At 58.7% G+C, this 24186-nt stretch carries 18 protein-coding genes; 8 read left to right on the forward strand and 10 right to left on the reverse strand.

The features are described from left to right. Positions 1-146: 146 nt before the first annotated feature. Positions 147-1442, forward strand: coding sequence for a DNA polymerase IV (locus tag ACFC5L_RS10435; RefSeq protein ID WP_375203002.1), 1296 nt, complete (start codon positions 147-149; stop codon positions 1440-1442). Positions 1443-1786: 344 nt separating this feature from the next. Here ACFC5L_RS10435 and ACFC5L_RS10440 read toward each other — a convergent pair whose 3' ends face one another. Both ACFC5L_RS10440 and ACFC5L_RS10445 read right to left on the reverse strand, forming a co-directional pair. Beyond that, complete coding sequence (locus ACFC5L_RS10440) at positions 1787-2197, reverse strand: nuclear transport factor 2 family protein (protein WP_375203001.1); 411 nt, start codon at positions 2195-2197, stop codon at positions 1787-1789. A gap of 220 nt (positions 2198-2417) precedes the next feature. After that, entirely contained in the window at positions 2418-3383 is a 966-nt protein-coding gene (locus ACFC5L_RS10445) for a 2-hydroxyacid dehydrogenase (RefSeq protein WP_375203000.1), read from the reverse strand. Positions 3384-3546: 163 nt separating this feature from the next. On the opposite strand from ACFC5L_RS10445, the gene ACFC5L_RS10450 reads away from it, so the two are divergent. Further along, positions 3547-4653, forward strand: a complete 1107-nt coding sequence (locus ACFC5L_RS10450; RefSeq protein WP_375202999.1) for an SMP-30/gluconolactonase/LRE family protein — start codon at positions 3547-3549, stop codon at positions 4651-4653. On the opposite strand, the gene ACFC5L_RS10455 is transcribed toward ACFC5L_RS10450, so the two are convergent. From ACFC5L_RS10455 to ACFC5L_RS10470, 4 genes are all read right to left on the reverse strand, one after another. Then, positions 4654-6597, reverse strand: a complete 1944-nt coding sequence (locus tag ACFC5L_RS10455; protein ID WP_375202998.1) for a M1 family metallopeptidase — start codon at positions 6595-6597, stop codon at positions 4654-4656. Between the two features lie 81 nt (positions 6598-6678). Continuing rightward, complete coding sequence (locus ACFC5L_RS10460; protein ID WP_375202997.1) at positions 6679-7755, reverse strand: serine hydrolase domain-containing protein; 1077 nt, start codon at positions 7753-7755, stop codon at positions 6679-6681. Positions 7756-7843: 88 nt separating this feature from the next. Next, positions 7844-10588, reverse strand: a complete 2745-nt coding sequence (gene purL, locus ACFC5L_RS10465; protein ID WP_375202996.1) for a phosphoribosylformylglycinamidine synthase subunit PurL — start codon at positions 10586-10588, stop codon at positions 7844-7846. A gap of 87 nt (positions 10589-10675) precedes the next feature. Beyond that, positions 10676-11302 (reverse strand): winged helix-turn-helix domain-containing protein, encoded by a 627-nt coding sequence (locus ACFC5L_RS10470; RefSeq protein WP_375202995.1) that lies wholly within the window; start codon positions 11300-11302, stop codon positions 10676-10678. Positions 11303-11398: 96 nt separating this feature from the next. On the opposite strand from ACFC5L_RS10470, the gene ACFC5L_RS10475 reads away from it, so the two are divergent. Together ACFC5L_RS10475 and ACFC5L_RS10480 are read left to right on the forward strand one after the other, a co-directional pair. Beyond that, positions 11399-12514, forward strand: a complete 1116-nt coding sequence (locus tag ACFC5L_RS10475; RefSeq protein WP_375202994.1) for a serine hydrolase domain-containing protein — start codon at positions 11399-11401, stop codon at positions 12512-12514. Positions 12515-12535: 21 nt separating this feature from the next. Beyond that, positions 12536-13081, forward strand: coding sequence for a hypothetical protein (locus ACFC5L_RS10480; protein WP_375202993.1), 546 nt, complete (start codon positions 12536-12538; stop codon positions 13079-13081). Here the strand turns inward: ACFC5L_RS10480 and ACFC5L_RS10485 are convergent. Then, on the reverse strand, positions 13078-15714 hold the full coding sequence (locus ACFC5L_RS10485) for a hybrid sensor histidine kinase/response regulator (protein WP_375202992.1): 2637 nt from the start codon (positions 15712-15714) through the stop codon (positions 13078-13080). The two genes, ACFC5L_RS10480 and ACFC5L_RS10485, sit on opposite strands and share 4 nt — an antisense overlap. A 115-nt stretch (positions 15715-15829) precedes the next feature. Continuing rightward, entirely contained in the window at positions 15830-16756 is a 927-nt protein-coding gene (locus tag ACFC5L_RS10490) for an oxygenase MpaB family protein (RefSeq protein ID WP_375202991.1), read from the reverse strand. Between the two features lie 224 nt (positions 16757-16980). Here ACFC5L_RS10490 and ACFC5L_RS10495 point away from each other — a divergent pair, with 224 nt between their 5' ends. Beyond that, the gene (locus ACFC5L_RS10495) at positions 16981-18030 is read left to right on the forward strand and encodes a methyltransferase domain-containing protein (protein ID WP_375202990.1); all 1050 of its coding nucleotides are present in this window, start codon (positions 16981-16983) and stop codon (positions 18028-18030) included. A 34-nt stretch (positions 18031-18064) separates the two neighbouring features. On the opposite strand, the gene ACFC5L_RS10500 is transcribed toward ACFC5L_RS10495, so the two are convergent. Further along, entirely contained in the window at positions 18065-19087 is a 1023-nt protein-coding gene (locus ACFC5L_RS10500; RefSeq protein ID WP_375202989.1) for a LysM peptidoglycan-binding domain-containing protein, read from the reverse strand. A 179-nt stretch (positions 19088-19266) separates the two neighbouring features. After that, complete coding sequence (locus tag ACFC5L_RS10505; RefSeq protein ID WP_375202988.1) at positions 19267-20547, reverse strand: Xaa-Pro dipeptidase; 1281 nt, start codon at positions 20545-20547, stop codon at positions 19267-19269. Between the two features lie 291 nt (positions 20548-20838). Here ACFC5L_RS10505 and ACFC5L_RS10510 point away from each other — a divergent pair, with 291 nt between their 5' ends. From ACFC5L_RS10510 to ACFC5L_RS10520, 3 genes are read left to right on the forward strand one after another with little or no spacing between them, the layout of a single operon-like run. Continuing rightward, entirely contained in the window at positions 20839-22971 is a 2133-nt protein-coding gene (locus ACFC5L_RS10510) for a pilus assembly protein TadG-related protein (protein WP_375202987.1), read from the forward strand. Between the two features lie 13 nt (positions 22972-22984). Continuing rightward, the gene (locus ACFC5L_RS10515; protein WP_375202986.1) at positions 22985-23575 is read left to right on the forward strand and encodes a TadE/TadG family type IV pilus assembly protein; all 591 of its coding nucleotides are present in this window, start codon (positions 22985-22987) and stop codon (positions 23573-23575) included. Further along, positions 23550-24182, forward strand: coding sequence for a TadE/TadG family type IV pilus assembly protein (locus ACFC5L_RS10520; protein WP_375202985.1), 633 nt, complete (start codon positions 23550-23552; stop codon positions 24180-24182). The genes ACFC5L_RS10515 and ACFC5L_RS10520 overlap by 26 nt, the downstream gene beginning before the upstream one ends. The last annotated feature ends 4 nt before the right edge of the window (positions 24183-24186 follow it).

Genomic DNA, 24186 nt, shown 5'->3' on the forward strand with positions numbered 1-24186 from the left:
GTACGCCTTTTTGTCCGTCTTTCGGGGCCCGAACGCGAATCGGCCCCTGAGATGGAAAGTTTTGCGCAAAAGGTCTTAATTGATTGTTTATCCTGAACGCCCCGGAGCCTTCTCCGGGCGGATTTTAAAGGGTTTTCGGCCTCTAAATGCCTGAAAATGATGAAATTCCCGGTTTTTGCCGCGATTGCGGCGAGACGCTGACGGTGACCGGGGGCGGCGCGCGCCCACGCTGCGCCCGCTGCGGATCGGTGCGAATCACCGCGCATCCGGAGATTTTCGAGCTTTCCATCGCCCATCTCGATTGCGACGCCTTTTATGCGGCGATCGAAAAACGGGACAATCCCGAGCTTGAGGACCTTCCCGTTATTATCGGCGGCGGGGTCCGGGGCGTCGTCTCAACCGCCTGCTATGTGGCCCGGACCTATGGCGTCAAATCCGCCATGCCCATGTTCAAGGCGCGCGAGGCCTGTCCGAACGCCGTCATCATCAAGCCGAATATGGCGAAATATGCCGAGGTCGGCCGCGCCGTCAGACAGATGATGCTGGACCTGACGCCGCTCGTCGAACCGCTCTCTATCGATGAAGCGTTCATGGACCTGACGGGCACATCGCGCGTTCATGGCGGGCCGCCGGCGTTGACGCTCGCGAAGCTTCAGGCGCGCGTTAAAGACGAGCTTGGCGTCACCGCGTCCATCGGTCTTTCCCACAACAAGTTCCTCGCGAAGATGGCGTCCGATCTCGACAAGCCGCGCGGCTTTTCAGTGATCGGCAAGGCGGAAACCAAATCCTTTCTCGCCCGTCAGAAGGTGACGATGATCTGGGGCGTCGGCAAAGCCATGGCGACGAAGCTGGAACAGGATGGCGTCGCCACTATCGGTCAGTTGCAGACCATGGATGCGGGAACGCTCGCCAAACGATATGGCGAAATGGGCCTCAGACTCGCCCGCCTCTCGCAGGGCGACGACAAGCGCGCGGTAAAACCTGAACGCGAGACCAAGAGCGTTTCCTCCGAAACGACGTTCAACGAAGACCATCGTGACGTGAAATGGCTCGAAGACGTTCTGTGGGAGCTTTGCGAGAAAGTCTCGGCGCGGATGAAAGCTTCCGGCTTTGAAGGGCGCACCGTGACGTTAAAGCTCAAATCTTCCGATTTCAAAACCATTACCCGGCGGACAACCCTCGACGCGCCCGCCAATCTCGCCCGCATCGCCTTTGCGGCGGCCAAGCCCATGTTGCACGACGCGGCGCAGGGCAAAGCCTATCGTCTGATCGGCGTGGGCTTTTCCGGCTTGTCTTTCGCCGGCGAAACGGCGAGCGCGCCGGACCTCTTTGGCGACGGCAACGAAAAAATCGCCAAAACCGAAAAGGCCATTGATGCGATCCGCGAAAAATTCGGCAAGAACGCCGTGCAGGCTGGCCGCGCATTGCGGCGGGAGCGTTAGCGCCGCCCGCCCCGCAACTAGGCGAGACGGGCAGGCGCAACACACCCCAAATAAATTCACACTGTCAAAGAGCCCGGACCAGACGAGCTTTCGCTCCCTAGCCCATAGCGCCCTCAAGAGTCTGTTTGGGGATTGCGTTCTCTTATCTGCGAAGACGAACGCAGTTTCGTCGGACTGCATGACGGCGCAAAAGCCATCATAAGCGGGCCCGGGAAGTGGTGGATAACTTTGCACCAACGCTCAAAAAAGCGGCCGAATTCAACAGATGTGAGGTATTTTTCGCCTTATGGGGGTGACGCTGTTTTCCCGATTGCGCCTTTGACCGGACGACCTCGGCGCCATTCCTAAAACATCGAATTGTCATGGAGGGTCGACACCACGACAGGCTGCCCCACGCCCCAGTGTTCAGCGAATTTTCCATTCTCCATCCGGAAAATGTGCATGCCGGCGTTTCCTTCGGACTCTGGCGTCGCTTTGAAATGGATATGCATCCAAACCAGATCACCGTCGGCGCCCGCGCGTTTTATATCGCCATGCATTTCCGGAAAGCGCTCGAGCTGCGCTGCAAAATAACGAAGCAATCCGTCCTTTCCATCGGGCACACGGGGAGAATGCTCGATATGCCCTTCCGCCACACATTCTTCGCCAAACTGGTCGACGTTCAATTCGACCTCAAGAATTTCCATGCAACGGACAGCTTTTCTGAGATTCTCCTGTTCCATCGCTTCGCGCGCCAGAATGTCGGCGTCGCTCATTTTTGCGAAAGCGGCGCCGTTTAACCCCAGGGCAATAGAACCAAAAACGCAAATTGCGACGGCGTGAGCAGCATGATTTTTCATGTCATCTTTTTCCCGGTTTGAACTAAGCAATGTGCATTAAGCCGAAGGCGCAATGCACCGTCAACGCTCACCAACTGAACGGGGAGCCAGATAGGCGGCCATCCATTTGTCTTGAACGCATGAAGGATCGGCGCCGTTACACCACGCGGTCCAACGCGTCGCCCGTCTCGAAAAACGCATCGATATTAGCGAGAACCCGCATCGCCATGGCCGAGCGGCTCTCCCACGTCGCAGAAGCGATATGCGGCAAACAAAAAACATTCGGCAGGGAATAGAGCTCTTCACGAATAGGGTCGGGTTCGGTTTCAAACACATCAAGCCCGGCCGCGAAGAGACGTCCGGACTTCAACGCTGAAATCAGCGCCAGCTCATCGATCACCGGGCCGCGGGAGATATTGATGATCACCGCCGAGGGTTTCATCTTTTCAATTGCGGCGGCGTCGATCAGGTGATGCGTTTGCTCTTTCAGGGGGCAATGGAGTGAGATGATGTCTGCTTGTTTCAAAAGCTCGTCGAAGGAAACAGCGCGGGCGTTGTATTTTGTATCGATCTCCGCCGAGGGACGCGGCGTGGTGTAAATAATATTGAGATCGAAGCCTTGCGCCCGCTTCGCCACCTCCTTGCCGACATTGCCCATGCCGATAATGCCGAGGGTGCGCCCTGTGACGCGCTGGCCCCATGTTTCCGGCGTCAGCATCCCGCGGCCTTCGCCGGTGCGCGCAATATCGAGCCCTTCGCGAAAACGACGGCAGGCGGCGATGATGAGCCCCATCGTCGTGTCAGCAAGACAGGCGGTTGTCACTTCCGGCGTATTGGAGATGGCGATGCCGCGGCGCTCCGCGGCCTTAAGATCGATATGATCGACGCCGACGCCGATGGAGGCGATCAGCTTCACGCTGTCCGGCAATGCACGGATAAGCGCATCGTCCATGTCATCGAAAGCGGTGACGAACACTGCTTCAGCGCCTTGCGCCAGGGAAACGAATTCATCCGGCGCGGCGACGCTTTCGGCCGGCTCGCGCACCTCATATTTGGCGCGGAGCATACCGGCCAGAGCGCCCGGCAGCTGACGGGGGCTGGCGATCATCCTTTTGTCCGTCATGTCGGCTTCCGGAGCTCCTGTTCACGTTTTCAGGGCCACCATGTACGAAAAACCCCCGAAAATCCAAGCGACTGGCGCAGAAGGACCCGCTGCGTTAGACTATTGAGGGGCATGCATGCGCCGCTTTAGCCCGGAAGGGCTGGCGCGGCGGGGTGAGGCGTAAATGCGGATACTTCTTTGGGCCTTGGGCATCCTGGCGGTCATCGCCGTCGGACGCATGGTCTATCATCTTGTTCCGGCGTCCGGCGCCATGGCCAAGCTCGAGACTAAACTCGTCGACCAGTGCCGCCATGTGGAGATCGCGCCGGGAACGGAAGATGTCACCATCGATCCTGACCTCAACCTCGCCTTCATCTCCGCCGCTGACCGCCGCGCCTGGTACAACGACACCGGCGCCGAAGACGTCAATCCGCTGAATGGCGTTTACGCCATGAGCCTCGACGGCTCCGACGCGGTGCGACGCGTCTCTCCGGCGATGGACAATTTCCTGCCGCACGGGATCAGCCTTTGGAAAGGCGCAGACGGAACCAAGCGGCTTTTCGTCGTCAATCACCCGACAACGGGCGAAGAAATCGTCGAAATCTTTGATGTGGATGAAGTGGGCGAGCTCAGTCATCTCGACAGCGTTTCTTTCCCGGCTATGTATTCGCCTAATGACGTTGTCGGCGTTGGGCCACTGCAATTCTACGCGACCAATGACCGGCGCTTTGAAAGCGGCCCCTTGTCCGCCTTCGAAGCCTATCTGGCGCTGCCGCTTACTGATGTCGTTTATTATGACGGCACTGAAGGCCGTTCTGTGGTCGGCGGCCTCACCTACGCCAACGGCATCAACAAGTCCGCTGACGGCGGCACGGTTTATGTCGCAGAGCTGTTAAAGCGCCGCATCGGCGTTTTCTCGCGCAATCTTGAAAGCGGCGCCTTGAAGCGCGTGAAAAACCTGCGCGTCAACACCGCGCCCGACAATATCGAGGTTTCGCGAGACGGCGCTTTGTGGGTGGCCGGTCATTCAAAGATCTTCGATTTTATCAAACATGCAGAAGATCCGGAGGCGATCGCACCGTCGCACGTTATTCGCCTCAATCCGCGCAACGGCCTCGCCTCGGATGTCCTCATCTCCGTCAACGGCGAGATCAATGGCTCGTCTGTCGGCGCCGTGTGGGACAACACGCTGATTGTCGGCGCCGTCTTTGACAGCCATGTGGAGGTTTGCCCGATGCTGGAGATTCTCCTGCGCGGGCCCACCCCCAACACGTCAGGCAATACGCACTAATTACCCGGCGAAAATCGCGTCGATCCGGCGCTGGGCGATGGGGTGATAACGCGGACGGGCGCGTTCATAGACGGCGCTCGCCCATTCCCGGCGGCCATTATCCACTAGCGTCTGATAAAGCGGGTAAATGAATTTACCGCGTCCGACCTGCATCAGGAACGCATCCAGCGGTTCGAAGGCAGGTTCATAACCGGCCTTGATCGACGTCTGGTACCAGACATTCGCGATCTCGGCATTCTGCGCGGTTGAGAGTGAAAAGCGTTCATCCAGCGCCGCCATCTGGTCGACTGAAATATTCTCCGGCAGGGTGCGAATGAAATGCAGCCACTCATGGGTAGTCCAGGCGCCGGTCACCAGCCCGTCGACATCGCCGCCGCCGAGCCAGGCGTTCATCTGCGCCGTCACCTTGTCAAACGCGTCCGATTGCGGGTCCTCGATGGTGTCGGGAAATCCCGGCTCGTAAACCCAGGCGTTAATTTCGGCCTGGCTTACAGCGTCAGGGTGATCCGCCCACAGATTATCCTCGAAGTAAGCGAGGAAGTCTTCTGTCGTGATCGACTGGAAAGCAAAATGGTCGAAATAGTCTTTCAAAAACGCATCGAACGTGTCGCGCCCGAAGCGCGTTTCGAGAAACTTCAGAAAGAACATGCCGCCGGCATAGGAAACATCCGAGAACGCGTCATCGGGATGACCGAGATCGGCCGGCATCTTGAGCGCCGTCAGTTCAGGGCGCGCAGCCGCGGCGACATCCTCCATCAAGGATTTCTTGTCGAGGGAGCGCTCCATTGTCGCCCGTTCCTCGCCATAGAGCGCTTCCATGGTGCGGTTCTCCACATAGCTCGTGAAGCCTTCATTGAGCCACGCGTCGCGCCAGGTGGAGTTGGTGACAAGATTGCCGGACCATGAGTGCGCCAATTCGTGGGCGACCACATTGGTGAGGCTCTTATCCCCGGCGATGAGCGTCGGCGTCATGAAAGAAAGCCGCGGATTCTCCATGCCCCCGAACGGAAAGCTCGGCGGCAGAACGATCTGGTCATACCGGCCCCAGCGGTAAGGCCCGTATAGCGCCTCAATCGCCTCCTCCATCTTCGGCGTGTCTTCAAACTCTTTGGCCGACGCGTCGAGAATATAGTCCTCCGCATAAACGCCCATGCGGTCACTGATCGCCTTGAACTCGATATCGCCGATCGCCAGCGCCAACAGATAGGACGGGATCGGCTGCGACATGCGGAAAGAATAATCGCCGTCGCGGTCGCCATCCTCGTCCTGACGCGCGCTCATCACGGCGAGAAGCTGCGGCGGCGTCGTGATATGCGCGTCATAGGTGATGCGCACCGCGGGCGTGTCCTGCAACGGGATCATGGTGCGCGCATGGATCGCCTGAAGCTGCGTGAAGAGATAGGGATGCTCGTTGCCCGCCGTCTGTTCCGGCGACAACCATTGAATGCCTTCCGCGTCCGGGCTGGTGGCGTAGGTGACGCGCACCTGATCGGCGCCTTGCGGCAATGTAATTGCGAAGCGTGAGCCCAACACGTCATCATCAGGCCCCATGGTGTAGCCGGCGGTGAGCCAGTCGCCGCCCACATGCGCCTCCACCATTTCAATCGAAAGGTCATTGGCGTCGAGCACCAGGGTGTCGGCGCCCGTTTTCTCCCGCTCGAAATCGAGCGTCGCCGCGCCGGAGATAACCTTGGCGTCAAAGTCCACATTGAGGTCGAGGTCCACATGGGTGACCCGGACTTCGTTGTAATTGGCGTAGGTGAATTTGTCGGCGGCGTCGTCTGCTGTGGCGGCGCGCCAGACGGCTTCGGCTTCCTCGCCGGGCTCGGTCGAGCTTGCATCGTCTTCGATATAGGTCGTCTCGCCTTCGGTCTCGCCGCCTCTTGAACAGGCCGCCAGCACGGCGAAGGAGGCGGAAAGCAGGAGAAAACGGGGGAGAGTCATGAGGGGAGATCCTTGTCCGTTACAGAACTTTGGCTGAATTGGCGCGGACCCTACCGGGGCTGCCGGAGGGGGGCAAGCGCCCTACTCCGCGGCGGTTTCTCCAACACGGCCGTAATCAAGCCAGTCTGCAATCGGCGTGACGTCTCCAACGACAGGTTCGGCTAAAGGTTCAATCAATTTGAGCCCATTCATCGCGTTCGCAAAGAAAACGACGCCATCACGGCTCGAAGTATTGAACACGGCGAACGCCTTGAACTGCTCATTGTCGCCCCAGTGGAAATAGATTGGGGCATCACCTGACAGTTGAACACCCCAGCCCAGCGCCCATGAAATATCGTCATCGTCTGTCGGCGATTGCGGGCGCAGCATGTCGCCGCGCGCATCTTCGCTCATCCCCGCCCCATCGCACAGGTGAACAAGAAAGCGCGCATAGTCTTCCGCATTGGTGAGCACTGAATAGGCGGCGCCGGCGCGCGGCGATGGTTTCACGGCGCGTCCCTTTTCCTTGCCGCCGTCTTTGTCATGTCCGAACGCAAACGCGGCAGTGCCCGACGCGGAGAGTGATGTTTTCGCCATCACGTCGCCCAGGCGTTGTTCGAAAAGGTCGTCGAGACTTTGGCCGGTTTTTGCTTCGACGAAAGCTTGCAGCAATTGGTAAGCTTCGCCGGAATAGCCGAACTTAGTGTCCGGCGGATATTTGAACGCGATCTCGCCCCATGTCTCCTGGTCGAGCGGATCGCTCGCCCAGTTTGGAAAGCCGGAACGGTGTTCAAGAATGATGCGCGGCGTCAGCTTGGCGTAAGCGTCTTTATCCGTCACGCGCGGATAGTCGAAACTCGCCGCCAGCGGTTCGTCGAGATCGATGACGCCCTCATCCGCCAGTTGATTGACGATGACCGAAAAGATCGTCTTGGTCAGCGAGGCGCCTTCGAAGATGGTGTCGGCGTCGACCGCCTCACCGGTCTCGACGTCATCGACGCCGTAATAAGCGATGTCATCAAGCTGGCAATCGTCGATAGTTGCGATGGCGAGCCCCGAAACATTGGCGGCGGACATGAGGGACGGAATGTCTTCCTTGTCCGCCTGTTCTTGCGCGCACCCCGCCAGCGCAATGGCAACCGCCATGACGCCATATGTCACCAAAACTGTGTTTCGCATTCGCCGCCCCTTTTGTCTCAGCCCTATTGGTAGCGCAGCCGGAGGGGCGAGCAACTCGCTTCGTCGCGTCGGGAGTGCGTTTCGACGCCTATTCCTTAGCCTCCGTCTCCAGCGCCAGCGCGTGAAGCTCGCCGCCCATGCGTCCTTTGAGGGCGCGATAGACAAGCTGATGCTGTTGCACGCGCGACTTGCCGTTAAAGGCCGATGAGATAATACGCGCGCGCCAGTGGTCATTATCGCCGGCGAGGTCTTCCAGTTCGATCTCGGCGTCGGGCAGCGCCTCAAGGATCAGCTTTTTGATGTCGTCTCCGGCCATGGGCATGGGTGTCGTCTCCTGCTTTAGCGGCCCCTTCATGTAGTCAGGCAGCGCAGATTCAAAAATATCAGACAAATCAAGGAGCGACAGCGCGTCCCTGTTATCGAGGAGCAGGTCCGGCCCGCCAAAACGGCCGATTTTGGACGCCTGCACACCCGCCATGGCCGCCTTGAGCAAGAGCGTGTCGGCGGCAGCCGGCGCCGCGGCGACAAGGTAGCGCCCCTGATCCTCACCGAACCAGAAGGCGGCCTTGCGCGCTTTCACCGGCGTTGTGAGATTGAGGCCGCGTCCCGCGGCGAGCGCCATTTCAGCGGAAGCGACGAGGAGGCCGCCATCGGCGACATCGTGACAGGCGGTCACAAGCCCTTCATCGATCAGCTTACGGACCAATTTGCCGGTCTTGCGCTCAAGCTCCAGATCGACCGGCGGCGGCGCGCCTTCTTCCCTGTCAAAAAGTTCGCGCAGATAGAGCGACTGGCCAAGCCAGCCCCGCGTCACGCCAATGGCGATCAGTTCTTCACCGGCTTCCGCGCCGCCGACGCGCACAGCCTTCGTCACATCTTCAAGAACGCCAACACCGCCAATCGCCGGCGTCGGCGGGATCGCAGCGCCGTTGGTCTCGTTATAGAGCGACACATTGCCGGAAATGACCGGATAGTTGAGCGCCTCACAGGCCTCGGCCATGCCTTCAATGGCGCCGACAAACTGCGCCATGATTTCCGGACGTTCGGGATTGCCGAAATTGAGACAGTTGGTGATGGCGAGCGGCGCGGCGCCGGTCGCACAGATGTTGCGATAGGTTTCCGCCACCGCCTGCTTGCCGCCCTCATGGGGATCGGCCTTTACATAGCGCGGCGTCACATCCGTCGTGATGGCGAGCGCGCGGGCAGTGTCATGAATGCGCACCAACGCGGCGTCGCCGCCCGGCAAAATCACCGTATCGCCCATGACGGTGTGATCATATTGCTCCCAGATCCAGCGGCGCGAGCAGAGATCGGGCGTTCCCATAAGCTTGGCAAGCGCGGTCAGCATAGTGTCGCCGCCCGGCGCATCGGCGAGCGACAATTGCTCCTCGCACTGTTCTACTTCTGCAGTCTCGACCATGCCGCCGGCCGCGAGATTGCGCGCCGCCTCCTCAAAGCCGGAAAAGCTGACGCCTTCCGGTTTCGAGCGGGCGTAAATCCGCGCCTCTCCGGCCGTGACGGTCATGCCGATCGCATCGACAAGGTCGCCGTCTGAAAGCCGGTCAGCGATCAGCGCATCGGCGATGGTTCGCATTTCTTCTTCGGACTTGCCCGGCGCCCGGAGGACCGCCTCGGCCTCACGATAGGAAACGGCCGGATCAGCGAGCGGCGCCGGTTTCGGCTGCGGCTCATAAGGCCGGTCGTAATTCGGCGCGTCGTCTGCAAGCGGCGGCACCGGCATATCGGCGACGGTCTCGCCCTGATGTTTGATGACGAGACGCCCGCTATCGGTCGTCACGCCGATCACCGCGAAATCGACGCCCCATTTTTCGAAGATCGCGCGGGCGGCGTCTTCCCGGCCCGGCTTCAGCACCATGAGCATGCGTTCCTGACTTTCAGAAAGCATCATCTCATAGGCGGTCATGTTTTCTTCGCGCTGGGGCACATGATCGAGATCGAGCTCAAAGCCGCCGCCGCCTTTCGCCGCCATTTCAACGGAAGAGGACGTCAGGCCCGCTGCGCCCATATCCTGAATGGCGACGATGGCGTCAGACGCCATCAGTTCAAGACAGGCTTCGAGCAACAATTTCTCCGTAAACGGATCGCCCACTTGCACCGTGGGGCGTTTTTCTTCCGAGGCGTCATCAAATTCGGCGGAGGCCATGGTGGCGCCGTGAATGCCGTCGCGGCCGGTTTTCGAGCCGACATAGACGACCGGGTTTCCGGCGCCGCGGGCGGCCGAATAGAAAATCTTCGCTTTTTCGGCGACGCCCACGGTCATGGCGTTGACGAGGATGTTGCCATTATAGCCGGGATGGAAATTGGTTTCGCCGCCAACCGTCGGCACGCCCATGCAGTTGCCATAGCCGCCAATGCCGGAAACGACACCACCAACCAGGTGACGGGTTTTCGGATGGTCCCATTCGCCAAAGCGCAGCGCGTTCATATTGGCGACCGGTCGCGCGCCCATGGTGAAGACGTCGCGCATGATGCCGCCGACGCCGGTTGCAGCCCCCTGATAGGGTTCGATGAAGCTCGGATGGTTGTGGCTTTCCATCTTGAAGATGGCGGCGAGCGGCACACCGTCTTTATCCGTCCCAATGTCGATGACGCCGGCGTTTTCGCCCGGCCCGCAAATCACCCAGGGCGCCGATGTCGGCAGTTTCTTCAGATGTCGGCGCGATGATTTATAAGAACAGTGCTCCGACCACATGACCGAGAACACGCCGAGCTCCACGAGATTGGGCTCGCGGCCCATATGTTCCTTGATGCGCTCATACTCATCAGGCTTCAAACCGTGGTCGGCGACGATTTCCGGGGTGATCGCGGTCATAAGGGGCCTTGAGAATTCCTGTTCACTGACAGGCGCTTCCATAGGCCGGTTGGCTCCGAGAGGCAATCTAACGCCTCTCTGGAGGGCCTATTTCCCCTGCTCCAAAACGGCATTCACGATTTCAAGGCATTCCGCCCCGCTCGCCTGTTCGGGGCAGATAATTTCCTGCTCGATCTCGCCCGGGCCATTCAGCACCAACCAGAGCGCGGCAAGGACCGTGACGCCGCCCGCGCCGGTGACAACACCCGTCAGAAACGAACGGTGTTTATGAAGATGATCCAGCAAGACCGTCAGCGCGGGGCGCCCCAAACTTTCCCCAGCTTCATGAGACGTCTCATCCGACAGCGTCATCTGCCGGGCGGTGTCTGTTTCATCGCGACGCAGCCGATAGCCATATTTGGGCGCTGTCTCGATTATCCTGTAGGGCCGGCTGGTGTCGCCAAGCGCCCGCCGCAGCTTCGAAATCGCCTGGGTCAGCGCCTCATCCGAACCCTCATCGCCCCAGACATCGTCGAGCAGCGTCTCGCGGGAGACCGGCCCCCCGGCGCTGGCGAGGCGCATCAGCAAATCGCCAAGCCGCGGCTCCAATAGCTGCCTCTCGCCATTGGCCTCAAGCTGGCGCGCCTCGGGATGATAAATCGCCCCGCCAAGGCGCAAGGCCCCGTAAGGAAGGGCGGGTTTCATCTCAGGCGCAGGCAGATCCGTGACGGTCATGAATATCTCGAAACATCTCTTCAGGACTTCAGGCGCGGATTTTGGCCAAAGTTTGCCAGAATCAACCTCCACCCCCAAACAGCCAAGGATAGGTCAATGAAAACAGGGAACCAACCCACCCTCCGGCGCCGCATCGCGTGGCTCCACCGGCTCGCCGCACTGTGTCTGGCGTTTTCGCCCATCACGGCCTGCGCCGCCGAGGACGCCGCCCCCGCCATCGAGTCGGATCAAAAAGCGCAACGCATTGAAGCGGCGAAAGCTAGATTAGAGGAAATGGGCTTCAAGGGCGTGATCGCCATCGCCTATGAGGGCGAACCGCCCGTCTATGCCGGTTTCGGCGAAGGGGCCGCCAGCGGCGCGCCTGACGAGACGACCCAGCTCGACAGCGGTTCCATAACAAAGACCTTCACGGCCGCCGCCGCGCTGAAACTGATCGACGAGGGCAAGCTTCAGACGTCGGACAGGCTGAGGGATTTCTTCCCGGATGCGCCCGCGGACAAAGCGGGGATCACGGTCCACCAAATGTTGACGCATTCCGCCGGGCTGCCGCCGGCTGTGGGTGAAGATCTCGACTATCTGGCGAAGGACGAATTTTTGAAACGCGCCTTTGCGGCGCCGCTGCTTTTTGAACCGGGCACCGCCTACGAATATTCCAATGTCGGCTATTCGCTGATCGCCGCCATTATCGAACAGCTCAGCGGCAAAACCTATGAAAGCTATATTCGCGAAGATTTGCTCGGCGATATTGAAACGCCGGATATTGGTTATGAGGCGGTGTTCGACCCTGCCCGCTCGATGGTGACGGCTGACGGCGAAACCATCGACAAGGCGAGCTGGGGCGGGCGCTCTCACTGGGCGTTGATCGGCAATGGCGGCATAATCATCACCGCGAAAGACATGATCGCCTTTCGTCGCGCCTTCACAGCGCGCAGACTGCATTCGAACGCCGCCGTCAATCTCGCGCAGACGCCCATGGTCCGCGAGGGCGAAGGCGCGCCGACCTTTACGGGCTACGGTATGGTGGTCGACGATCACCCGCAATTCGGCCGGGTCTATTGGCATAATGGCGGCAATCCGCATTTCATTTCCAACTGGTCGGATTTCGCCGATCACGGCGTGATTATTTTCGCCTCTTCCGATGGCGTGGAGATGAATGGCGACATGGCGGTTGAAGCGATCGCAGTAGAATTGCTGCTAACTGACCAAGAATAGGACAGTTTTTCAGGGCCGGACATGGGAACCAACGAACGGCGCTCATGTTCGGTCATCATGGACAATTCCAAACCCAGATTGAAGATCCTTACGCTCGCGATGGTTTCAGCGGCGGTCGCCGCTTGCGGCGAACGGGGCGGCGATGAAAAGCTCGACGCGAAAGTAGAGCCTGCGCCGGAAGACAAACCCGAAATGGCCGAAGCGGCTCCCGGCGAATGGTTTTACAAGGACAGTAACGGCTATCCATGGGCGGGCTTTGGTCCGCCGCGCAGCGAAGCGCTTTTTGTGATTGCCTGCCGCCAGGGACAGGTCGTCTTTCAACACGCCAATCGTGATGTCGGCGAGATTTCAGTCGAATTCGCTGACGGCGCCCAGACAGTGATGATGGAGGCCAATGGCGACGGTCTGCCCATGAGTGAAGGCGCGCTGCCTGCCAATGATCCCTTCATTCACAAGCTGGCGCAATCGCAAGGGCCGCTTCGGGTGTTTGCCGGCGGACGCGCCATGACCATGCAGTCGGATGTTTCCTACCGGCGGGTCGCACGGTCTTGCATTGACGGCGTTTAGGCGGCGTTCGAGGCCGCGGCAGCGAGATGCTCCGCGATCTTTGACGTGAGCGTCGCCGGAGAGACGGGCTTGGGCACATAGTCATCCATCCCGGCGGTCAGGCATTCCTCACGGTCGCCTTTCACCGCATGGGCCGTGACGCCGATGATCGGTGTGTGCGCCATCCCATCAGCCTCAATCCGGCGAATCTCGGCGGTCGCTTCATGCCCGTTCATCTCGGGCATGGAGACATCCATGAGAACGATCCTGGGCTTCAGCGTCTTGAACTTTTCTACAGCTTCCCGGCCATTCACCGCCATCTCGTAGCTGTAACCGCTCCCTGTCAGGATATGAGAGATCACGAGCCGGTTGACTTCATTGTCTTCGGCGACAAGCACATCGACGCGCTTATCCGTTTCAGCCGCCGCGGGCGCGGGCGTGTCCGATATTTGCGGCGCGGCTGTCGTTGTTGATGTGGCTGTTCCGTGAAGCGCGCCTGATATTGCCCGTTGTAAAACCGAAGAACGCGCCGGTTTGGTGAGATAGGCATTCACGCCGATATCCGCAAAGTGATCGCCCGCGCTCGCCTGATCCACCGAGGTGAGCATCACGATGGGCGTCGAGGCGATCTGTTCATCATGACGAATGAGCTGAACCGCTTCGGCGCCGTTCATGGCCGGCATGTGATAATCCATAATCACCACATCGAAAGGCGCATTCCTCTTCGCCGCCTCCCGCAAAAGCGTCAGCGCTGCGGCGCCGCTTTCGCAGGATTGGGAGGGACAGCCCCAGGCCGCGGTCTGTTCTTCCAGAATGCGGCGGTTCACGCCATTATCGTCAACAATCAGCACGCGCGCGCCAGCGGCGTCTTCATATTCTTCCGTTTCCGGCAGATCTTTCGTGTTCACCGCAAGAGCGATGGTGAACCAGAATGTCGATCCTGCGCCAGGGGTCGATTCAACGCCGATCTCACCGCCCATAAGTTCGACCAGCGCCTTGGCGATAGCGAGACCGAGCCCCGTGCCTTCATGCGCGCGGGTCGATGAATTATCAGCCTGGCTGAATTTTTCAAAAATATCCGCCCGTTTGTGCTCCGAGATGCCGACACCCGTATCGACGATGGAGAATTTCAGCGCCACCCGTTCTTCATCCGCCTCGGAAGCCGGCGAAACATCAATCAGGACATATCCCTTGTCCGTGAACTTGACGGCGTTGCCGGTGAGATTGATCAGAATCTGGCGCAACCGTCCCGCATCGCCGACAAAACTGTAAGGCAGCTTTGGATCGACCCTGACCGCAAGCTCTACATTCTTTGTCGCCGCGCGCGCCGCGATCAGCGCCGAGACATCTTCAACCACATCCGCAAGAATGAAAGGCGCAGGGCTCAGTGACGCCATGCCTGCGTCGAGTTTGGAAAAGTCGAGAATATCGTTGATAATCGTCAGCAAGGCGTCGCCCGATTTGACGATGACGTCGACAAATCCCTTTTGCGTCTCTGTGAGTTTCGTGCTGGCGAGAAGATCGGCCATGCCCATGACGCCGTTCATGGGTGTGCGAATTTCATGGCTCATATTCGCCAAAAAATGAGTCTTGGCGCGTTCAGCCGATTCAGCCGCTGTCAGTGCATTGGCCAGTTGCCGCGTATGATCGTCGATGCGGGAGAGAAGGTTTGTGAAAGTGGAATAAAGAACGCCCACTTCGTCCTTACGATCAGCGAGGTCATCGACAATCACAAGTTTTTCGGCGTCGGCGTCGTTCATGATCGCCGTCAGCTTTTCAATGGGATGGATCGCGAGTTTACGCAAAAGCACACTGACGATGGCGATAAAAATTAACGCCGCGATTGCCAGAAAAACAAATGTTGAAAGGATCGTGCGTTGTCCAATAACTGTGATGTCGCAAGGGGTCCGCGCCGTCAGCATGGCGATAGCGGCGCCATCAACACCAATGATCGGCGCGGAGACAGTGACAAATCCGTCCGCCCTGACGACAGACTTCATCGCAGCCGCCGCCACGGGCTTCCCCATAAGCGGCGTCACTTCCATTTCAACACGGGTCTGTTTTTGCAGATCGGCGACAAACGCCTCGTTGATAATGCGTCCGGTGAGAATATGGCCTATATAAGCGCCGCTTCCATCGGTATTGGTGACAGGCGCATAAGCAACAAGCATCAGGCCGGCGCTTGTTTCGATCACCGACTGCACCGCATCCGTTGGCGTCAAAGACGCCTGGAACCCGCGCCAGCCGCTAAATCGAGACGGCGCATAGGCGTTGATGCCGACTTCATGTTCCATCGCCCCGTCTATGGCGACGCCGTCGATAAGGGCGCCGTCTTCACTCAAATACACATAGATGTTGAGGCCAAGTTCCTGAAGCAGGGACAGGGGCAATTCCTCTTCGAGAAATTCAGGATATTCGCCCGTTAAAAATTCATAAGCGTCATCCCACACGCCGTAATCGCGCCGATAGGCTTCAAGCTGATTAAGCTCGCGGTCGAGAATATTTTGGGCGCGCTCAAAATTGTCTTCAGCTTTTTGCAATTCAAATGCAGTGAATTGCGGCGCGACACTCATTTGCAGCGCCGCCCAAAGCAGCGCGCAGAGTGCGGTGAACGCCATGATAAGCGCAAGCGAGACTTTTTGCGTGATGCGCATGACTCTCCCCGAAAGAGATCGATACATCTACGCAGAATAAATTAACCGAGGCTAAACTTTTGCCCGCAGATTTCTGAAAATTGCCGGTGATTGTGTCCCGAAAAGGAACATCCTGTTATGGTCGGCGATAAAGATAATCATCAGGCAGACCGAGCCGCCGGGAGGCTGTCGCCGCAGGGCCCGATCGCAGGACAAGACGGTCAGCCCGCCGGGCCATGCGCTTAACGACCCTGCCTTCGAACGGCCTCAGCCCATACCGCCTGTCGAGACCCAGAATACTGCGGATGTTTCCCGGAACGAGCTCGACCGCGGCGCGCACCAGAGAATGCTGGGCGATCTGCGCCGGTTGAGGAAAGGCTTCGGCTTTTTTCATGATGGTCAAGAATTCAAATACGATGTCGGAGGCCTCAAGCTTTGAGGTCATGACATCGAACAAGGCCTCCTGCCCTGCGAGCGATCGCGGCGCCGCCGAAGCGCCGTAAAGCGCTGCCGCCTTGACGCTTTCTGCGTAATAACGATTGCGGTCAGCATCGCTTAAGGGGAAGGCGTAGGCGCTGTAGGCTTCGAGGAAACCAAACGCCGCCGTCGCCTGCACCCAGGTCAGAAGCTCCGGATCGTTTGCGTGATAGGGTGCGCCTGACGGGGTTACGCCCGATATCCGGTCGTGGACAGTATTGATGCGCGCGATCATGGTTTCCGCTTCGCTGCGCGCGCCATAAACCGTAATCATGGCGGCGAGCCCGGTCCGTTTCAGCCGCCCCACCGGATCTTTCCGGAAATTTGAATGCTCCCATACGCCGGAGCGCACGCGCGGTTCAGCGAGTTCCAGAATGACCGCCGCAACGCCGCCGATAAACAGCGTCACCGGATTTTTGAAAATCCGCCAGGAAACGGAGTCCGGAGATGATAGCGACGCCTCACCCGCCGGCGCGGAAAAGTCAGCGCGCGCAAGCGCGCGATCATCAAGATAAACCTGCGCCGCCCGGTCGAGGCGGTCCTCAACTTTGCGCCGGATCTTCGACCTCAACTCTGCTACTGGCATGCATGCTCCTGATGAACCAGCGCCATCATGAACGCCTATCGTAGCAGGAAAATGACAGAAACAAGACCGGCCGGGGGCTTTTTGCCTATGTCTCCTGCCTATGTCTCCTGCCTGTGTCTCCGGCGGATCACATCTGCGCGCGGCAAAGCCCCATATGATTGCCCCCGCCGCCAATATGCGCGAACAAGCGTCTTTCAAGTGCAGAGGCAATCGCAGAGGGCCGCATGAAAATACAGGATAATGTGAAAGACTATTACGGAAAGGTGCTGACCTCTTCGGCGGATTTGCAGACCGACGCCTGTTGCACAATCGCGGACACGCCTTCCTATTTAAAAACATTACTCGCCAATATTCACCCCGAAGTGCGGGCGAAATATTATGGCTGCGGCCTGATCGCGCCGCTGGCGCTTGAAGGCGCACGTATTCTCGATCTTGGCTCCGGCTCGGGCCAGGACGCCTACGCACTCGCCCAACTCGCCGGGCCCGATGGCGACGTGATCGGTGTTGATATGACGCCGGAACAACTCGCCGTAGCGCGGGAGCATCAAGGCTGGCATGCGGATAAATTCGGCTACGCCAATGTCCGCTTTCTTGAAGGTGATATCGAACGTCTTGGCGATCTCGATCTCGCCCCCGCCTCTTTTGATGTCATTGTCTCAAACTGCGTGATCAATCTGGTTGAAGACAAGGAAGCGGTTTTCCGCGCTGCGTATAAGCTCCTGAAGCCTGGCGGCGAATTCTATTTCTCCGATGTCTATGCAGACCGGCGGCTCGCCGAGGACTTACGTCACGACCCGGCGGCGCAGGGCGAATGCCTTGGCGGCGCGCTTTACTGGAACGATTTTCTGAACATGGCGAAGCGCGCCGGTTTCGCCGACCCGCGCCTTGTCACCGATCGCCCCCTCGCCATCAACAACGCTGATTTGCGCGAAAAACTGGAGCCCGCAAAATTCCATTCCGCAACCTACCGCCTGTTTCGGATCGACGGGCTGGAGCCGGCCTGCGAGGATTATGGACAGGCGGTTGTTTATAAGGGCGGCGTCCCTGAGAGTGAAAAAGCCTTCACGCTCGACAATCACCATGTCATTGAAAAAGGGCGAGTCTTCGCCGTGTGCGGCAACACATTCCGCATGCTGAAAGAATCACGCTTTGCGCCCTGGTTCGACTTCATTGGCGACTGGTCAACCCATTACGGCATTTTTCCGGGATGCGGGACAAGCTCTCCTTTCGGCGAAAATACTGAAGAAGTCGCATTAAGCGGGGGGTGCTGTTAGGCCCCCGCTTGCCACGCGAAATGAAACAGTACGACTATTCGGCGCGTTCGGCGTAGACGGCGCGGTTCATCACCAGCCCGCCGCACTGAGGCGCATCCGTCAGCTCCGCCCAGATCGTCGCGTCCTTGCCCAGCATTTCGACCGGCGCCAGCGGCACGCCCAAGCGCCAGACCATGTTGTCGTCTGTGCGCAAGGTGATGCACTCCGCGTCGGCGCTGACCACATAGCCTTTCAGCACCGTGAAGACGGCGTCCGGCGATATCGCTTCAAATTCCGAATGAAGGAAGTCACTCGTCGTGATGCGCTGCTCTGTTTTCAGCGGCGCAGCCATGGAAACATCTGTGATTTCAGCGCAATGCGCCGGCGTTTCACGGCCTTCCGGCACCGGCTTGAATTCACGCACCTGTTCGATCTTGCCGCTCGGCTGACGGCGCAGGACGGCGCATTCCATCAGCGGCGATACGGGCTCGCCCGTCACAAGGTCTGTATTCGACGAGATCGTCACCGCTTCCGGCGCATAAGAGCGCATGGGAGATATATTCACCGGACTTGTCCGGATGACGCCGGCGTTGCGAATGCGCGCCGCAGATTTTTTCTGATAGCTCAGCCGTTCATCGTCAGCGATGTACGGCGCCGTATAGCTCACCTGAACAAAATAGGGGTCGTTCGAGGTGGAGACGTAAACCGGCTCCGCGGGTTTCGCAGGCTTCGGCGCAGGTTCGGTATATTCCGCATACCGATAAATCGGGGCGGAATAACCGCCATTATCGACGCCAAGATTGGCGCCGCCTGAAGGAACGTCCGTCGCGCTTGCGATTTCGTCCGGCACGGCGAGATGTTCGCCGGGGCGAACATAAGCGGGATCGACTCCCGTATTGGCTTCCTTGAGCGCGGAAAGCGACACATTGCAGGCGCGCGCCACCTTGGCGAGGGTTGTCGGCGCGTCGACGGCGTAAGAATGCCCGCAGCGTCCGGCCATGGCCGGCGTCGCCATCACAAGCGCGGCTGCGCCCGCGGCCCCCGCCGCGATCATTGTCCTGCTGATGTTCTTCGTCATATTCCCCCTCCGTGCCGGTCGCTCCAATATGGTTAATAACACGGATTCAGGCCCGATGTTCAATGAAATCGGCCCCATTTACGGGCTTTCGGCAAAGCCGCCGCCAGCGCCGGAATTTCAGATGTTACGCGCGATTAAGCTCTTATCCATTTGTTTTTTAATGGATTTAAGAGGGGTTTCTACTCGTTTTTGTATACTCCGCCTGCTTTCATGACAAAATCGACGCTTTCAAGCGCCGAGACATCAGACAGCGGGTCGCCGGAAATCGCGATGATGTCCGCCGCGCAGCCGGTCGAGACGCAACCAAGCTCGCCGGATTTCCCTAGGGCTTCGGCCGCAACGCTGGTCGCGGCCTGAATCGCCTGCAGCGGCGTCATGCCGAACTGGACCATGCGGGAAAACTGCTTTGCATTGTCGCCATGGGGGAAGATCGCCGCGTCTGTGCCGAACACCATTTTCGCGCCGGCCTTGACCGCCTTGGAGAAACTCTCGCGCTGAACGCCGCCAACCTGTCGCTCCTTGTCGAGCGATTCCTGCATCACGCCGTTCTTTTCACCTTCTGACAGCGTGTATTCAGTGTTGTAGATGTCCATGGACAAATAAACGCCATTGCGCTTGGCGAGGTTGATCGCCTCATTATCGAGATAACTGGCATGTTCGATGGTGTCTGCACCGGCGCGGATCGCGTTCTTGATGCCGACATTCCCATGCGCGTGAACAGCGACTTTAAGCCCCCGCATATGGGCTTCCTCGACAATCGCGGTGAGTTCTTCCAGCGTGCCCTGCGGCGCCCCGAGCAGCGTTCCCTTGGAGAAAACCCCGCCGGTAGAGCAGGTTTTGATGAGGTCGACGCCGTATTTGATATTCTGGCGCACCTTGGCGCGCATTTCCCAGGGACCCGTCGCGACGCCAAGGCCCGTCGCCTCTTCCTCCGGCGGCAGATAGTTGTTGTCGGAGCAGTGCCCGCCCACAATGCCGACCGGCGGCCCGGCGGCGAAAATGCGCGGGCCCGGAATCTCCCCTTCATTGACGGCGTCACGCACAGCCAGGGTCTCGTAGCCGTCTGACCCGGTATTGCGCACTGTGGTGAAGCCCGCCATCAACGTCTTGTTGGCGTTGTTTACAGCCCAGATGACAAAGCGCTCGCTCGGATAGCCGAGGATCGAATATCCGCCGCCTTTGGTGGGATCGCCGGTCAGATGCACATGCATGTCGATGAGCCCTGGCAGCAGCGTCTTGCCCGGCAGATCGATCTCCGTCGCCCCCTCAGGCGCCGCAAGAGACGAGGCCGTGCCAGCCTTTAAGATCTTGCCGTCTTCAATCACCAGCGCCGGAGCCTCGGTGAACCGGCCCGACACCGGATCAAGCAGTCGGCCTGCGGTCAGGTAAATGGTTTCCGCCGCCGCCGGCGCCGCCGACATGAGCGAAACGGCGATCGCCGCGGCAAAACCCTTCTTCATAAAGCCCCCGTCTTTCATATTTTGATTGTTGATGGCGGCATCGTCATCATTAACCACGAGACGCGTCAACCAGAAAAAGGGCGCCTGTCTACAAGTTGTGAACGCCGGTTAAACTTACTTTCAAGCTTTTTTCCGATCCGGGAAAGGTCCTCATTCGCGCGCCAACTGGCGTCCGGCGCCATCATTTCATTTTTAACAATTACCAGCCGCTTAACCACGTTTCCTTACTTCCTTTTAACGTCAATCCCCGCAATCTGGCGTGTGCATCAGTAGCGTTTCGGGGAGTTCCCTATGCTGGTTAGAGATACCGGTGTAGTCGGCGAAGATAAATCGGCGAAGCGTTCGCCTTTCGATCTAAGACCGACGATCAAAAGTTTCGCAGGCAACAGAGATGGCAACATCTTCTTTCTGTTCGCCTTCATGGCGACGGTCCTCTTCCTGTTCGCAGGCGGCGCCGTCGATTACACCCGATGGAATGCGGTGCGCGCTGACATGGTGGAATCCATGGACGCCGCGTCACTGGCGCTCGCGCAGTTAAACGCAACAGATCCTGACCTGACCGACGCCCAATTGAAGGAATATGGCCGCAAGTTTTTCGAAGCCAACTTCAACTACGAACACACGCTGGAGCCGGGCTGGAACATCGAATTCGGCCTCGACAACAATGCCGTCATCATCACCTGCATTACCGGCAAGATTGAAACCTATCTTCTCGGCGTTGCGGGCATTCACGATCTGGATATCGGCAAATGCGTCGAGATCACCAAGAAAGGCTCCGGCCGGGTTGAGCTTGCGCTTGTGCTCGACGTGACGGGCTCCATGGGCTGGAACGCCAGCGGTGACGATCAGACGAAAATGTATCGCCTCAAAGAAGCCGTCGAAACCATGCTTGACGTGATGTATGGCGAGGAGGACACCACAGGAAATATCAAGATCGGTGTTGTTCCCTTCAACGCTTATGTGAATGCAGGCGGCGCATCGAGCTGGTCGAATAGCTGGGCCGATACAAACGCCGAGGCGTATTATCACGGCGCGCGTTTCATCCATGTGGGTGAGGACGGCGAAGTCGACGTGACGCGCAAGGTGAACCACTTCGATCTTTTCGATTCGGTGGCCAATGTCTCCTGGCAGGGCTGCGTTGAAGCGCGCCCCTACCCGCTCGATGAGCTTGACGTTTCGCCGGGCGGCTCCATGTCCATATCAGACATCAACGCGGCGATGGACATTCCATCGGCTTATTCCGGAAGTTCTAACCCACAGGATGTGCGCAATTACGACGCCTTTGACGACGCGCCGGACTATTCCGTTGCGAATGCTGTCCTGACCGACGCTAATAACTCCAGATGGGTGCCCAGCTTCCACGGCGATGAACCTGATTGCGACGCCGACTGGAATGGCCGCTGCCCCTATTATCACGGCGATTCCTACTGGACCGACAGTGAGACCTTCAACATTAGCGGGTCGCCTTTCACGCAAGCTTACTGGCGGAGCTGGTTCACCGACCCGGCCTATGACGGCCAGTCCGATTCCTATTACAATCAGGACTTCGTCAACGATGAAGAATATATCGGCCTCAATGGCGGCGAGCCCACGGGCCGCTACGCCAAGATCGTTGCGGAGTTCCGTACGCTGGGCGGTTCCGGGTTGTCTGCTTCGCAAATCGCATGGCGCGATTACATGCAAAATCTTGGCGTCAGCGATTGGTATGACACCGACATCACGGCGAGCGACGACAGCAGCGAGGCGGATTCGGACGAATATATCCTTCGCAACGCTTATGTCGGCTGGTGGGACAGTGCGACAGAGACCTACAAATACAAATATGATCAGTCTCCGTCCGTAACCAGCAGCAGAGGCCCCAATCTCAACTGCCCGCCGGCGATCCTGCCGTTGACTGAAAGCCGCTCGACGATTGAAACATATGTCGACAGCCTGACGCCGAACGGCAACACGGACTCCGCCCATGGCGCAGCCTGGGGCTGGCGCATCCTGTCGCCAGAGGCGCCTTTTGAAGAAGGCATCGGCCCCGGCGATCCTGACTATGAGAAATGGCAGAAGGCAGTCGTCATCATGACGGATGGTGAGAACACTGTCGGCTATCGAGACACGCACACTGGCTCATCTCTCGGGCTTTACGGTTTCGCCAGCGAAGAGCGCATGGGCGACGGTATGAATACAACCGGCGAGATGGTGGACGAGATCGACAACAAGCTCTTGCGCATCTGTCACCGGATGAAGGAAGAGGGCTATCTGATCTATACGATCATGTTCGATCTCGACAGCTCTTCGACGGAAGCCGTGTTCAAGGCCTGCGCCACACGTCCGATCGGACCTTATTTCCAGGCCGCAGCGGATGGCGAGGACCTTGAAGAAGCGTTCGGTGAAATCGCCGCCGACCTCGTGAACCTGCATATCAGTAAATAGGGAAGCTGGAGCCATGTTCTCAAAGTCACGGCTCAATTGGGCGGAGCGCAAAGCGCGGCGGGAATTCGGAAAGGATTCCCGCGGCTCGACTGCGGTCGAATTTTCCATCATCGCGCCGATCTTCCTGATGATGATGTTCTCGATCTTTGAAGTCGGCTGGTTCTTTTTCGCCAACTCCGTTGTCGATGCGACCGTCGGCGATGCGGCACGCCGCATCAAGACGGGTCAGGTGCAAAAGTCTTTCGGCGATCTCGATGACAAGTTCGATGAGATGTATGAGGATATTTGCGACGTCCTCAGCACCTTTGGCGATTGCACAAACCGCCTGACGATTGAGGTTGACACCTACGCCTCCTTTTCGGCGCTTGCAGCGGATACCTCGCCGGCGACATGCGCCGACGCCCCGCCGGATGACGTTTCCGCCATTCCTTTCAATCCAGGCGGCGAGCTTGAGATCGTCCGGCTCCGGATTTGCTATCTCTATACGACATTGAACCCGGCGATTGGCCTCAATCTGTCCGAACCGGGCACCAATAAGCGCCGGCTGATCTCCACATCCATTTTCCGGAACGAGCCTTATGAGCTCAATGACCGCGACGATTGATCGAGGCTTCCCCATGATGATCCGTATCAGAAATACAGTCACAGGGCTTCGCCGGAACGAAAGCGGTCTGGCGGCGACGGAATTTGCAATGCTGCTGCCGGTGCTGGTGCTGCTCTTTTTCGGCCTTGTGGAAGCTTCCACGGCCATGACGGTAAACCGCAAGGTGGCGATTTCCGCAAACACGCTCGCAGACCTCACCGCCCAGTCGGAGTTCCTGATCGATGACGATATGGACGATCTCTTTGACGGGGTGAAATCGATTGTCGAGCCCAACGATTCTTCCGGCATGTCATTGCGCCTTGTCTCGGTCGTGCGGGATTCCGAAGGCGATCCGATCGTTCATTGGAGCCGCGCTTCTGACGGCACAACGCCCTATACGGCCGGCGACTATTACACGACTCTCGACAATGAAGACGTTCTAAGCAGCGTCGGTTCTCTGGTCGTGGTCGAGATGACCTATACCTATGTGCCAAGCATCACGAACCATGTGATGTCGACGCCGATCGTATTTGACCGGACGACAATCCGCTGGCCGCGCGTATCCACCAAGGTGCAGCTGTGTGACGACCCGAATGACGACGGCGAACCGGATAACTGCACCAGTTAGCGCA

This window comes from Hyphococcus sp., assembly GCF_041986965.1.
In the GTDB taxonomy this organism is placed as follows: Bacteria; Pseudomonadota; Alphaproteobacteria; order Caulobacterales; family Parvularculaceae; genus Hyphococcus.

What these genes read in the sequence shown, in the direction of transcription:
- ACFC5L_RS10505 (WP_375202988.1), bottom strand. Translation starts at nt 20,547, where the DNA reads ATGAAGAAGGGTTTTGCCGCGGCGATCGCCGTTTCGCTCATGTCGGCG.
- ACFC5L_RS10480 (WP_375202993.1), top strand. Translation starts at nt 12,536, where the DNA reads ATGGGAACCAACGAACGGCGCTCATGTTCGGTCATCATGGACAATTCC.
- ACFC5L_RS10520 (WP_375202985.1), top strand. Translation starts at nt 23,550, where the DNA reads ATGAGCTCAATGACCGCGACGATTGATCGAGGCTTCCCCATGATGATC.
- ACFC5L_RS10495 (WP_375202990.1), top strand. Translation starts at nt 16,981, where the DNA reads ATGAAAATACAGGATAATGTGAAAGACTATTACGGAAAGGTGCTGACC.
- ACFC5L_RS10450 (WP_375202999.1), top strand. Translation starts at nt 3,547, where the DNA reads ATGCGGATACTTCTTTGGGCCTTGGGCATCCTGGCGGTCATCGCCGTC.
- ACFC5L_RS10500 (WP_375202989.1), bottom strand. Translation starts at nt 19,087, where the DNA reads ATGACGAAGAACATCAGCAGGACAATGATCGCGGCGGGGGCCGCGGGC.
- ACFC5L_RS10445 (WP_375203000.1), bottom strand. Translation starts at nt 3,383, where the DNA reads ATGACGGACAAAAGGATGATCGCCAGCCCCCGTCAGCTGCCGGGCGCT.
- ACFC5L_RS10490 (WP_375202991.1), bottom strand. Translation starts at nt 16,756, where the DNA reads ATGCCAGTAGCAGAGTTGAGGTCGAAGATCCGGCGCAAAGTTGAGGAC.
- purL (WP_375202996.1), bottom strand. Translation starts at nt 10,588, where the DNA reads ATGACCGCGATCACCCCGGAAATCGTCGCCGACCACGGTTTGAAGCCT.
- ACFC5L_RS10510 (WP_375202987.1), top strand. Translation starts at nt 20,839, where the DNA reads ATGCTGGTTAGAGATACCGGTGTAGTCGGCGAAGATAAATCGGCGAAG.
- ACFC5L_RS10475 (WP_375202994.1), top strand. Translation starts at nt 11,399, where the DNA reads ATGAAAACAGGGAACCAACCCACCCTCCGGCGCCGCATCGCGTGGCTC.
- ACFC5L_RS10515 (WP_375202986.1), top strand. Translation starts at nt 22,985, where the DNA reads ATGTTCTCAAAGTCACGGCTCAATTGGGCGGAGCGCAAAGCGCGGCGG.
- ACFC5L_RS10440 (WP_375203001.1), bottom strand. Translation starts at nt 2,197, where the DNA reads ATGAGCGACGCCGACATTCTGGCGCGCGAAGCGATGGAACAGGAGAAT.
- ACFC5L_RS10460 (WP_375202997.1), bottom strand. Translation starts at nt 7,755, where the DNA reads ATGCGAAACACAGTTTTGGTGACATATGGCGTCATGGCGGTTGCCATT.
- ACFC5L_RS10455 (WP_375202998.1), bottom strand. Translation starts at nt 6,597, where the DNA reads ATGACTCTCCCCCGTTTTCTCCTGCTTTCCGCCTCCTTCGCCGTGCTG.
- ACFC5L_RS10470 (WP_375202995.1), bottom strand. Translation starts at nt 11,302, where the DNA reads ATGACCGTCACGGATCTGCCTGCGCCTGAGATGAAACCCGCCCTTCCT.
- ACFC5L_RS10435 (WP_375203002.1), top strand. Translation starts at nt 147, where the DNA reads ATGCCTGAAAATGATGAAATTCCCGGTTTTTGCCGCGATTGCGGCGAG.
- ACFC5L_RS10485 (WP_375202992.1), bottom strand. Translation starts at nt 15,714, where the DNA reads ATGCGCATCACGCAAAAAGTCTCGCTTGCGCTTATCATGGCGTTCACC.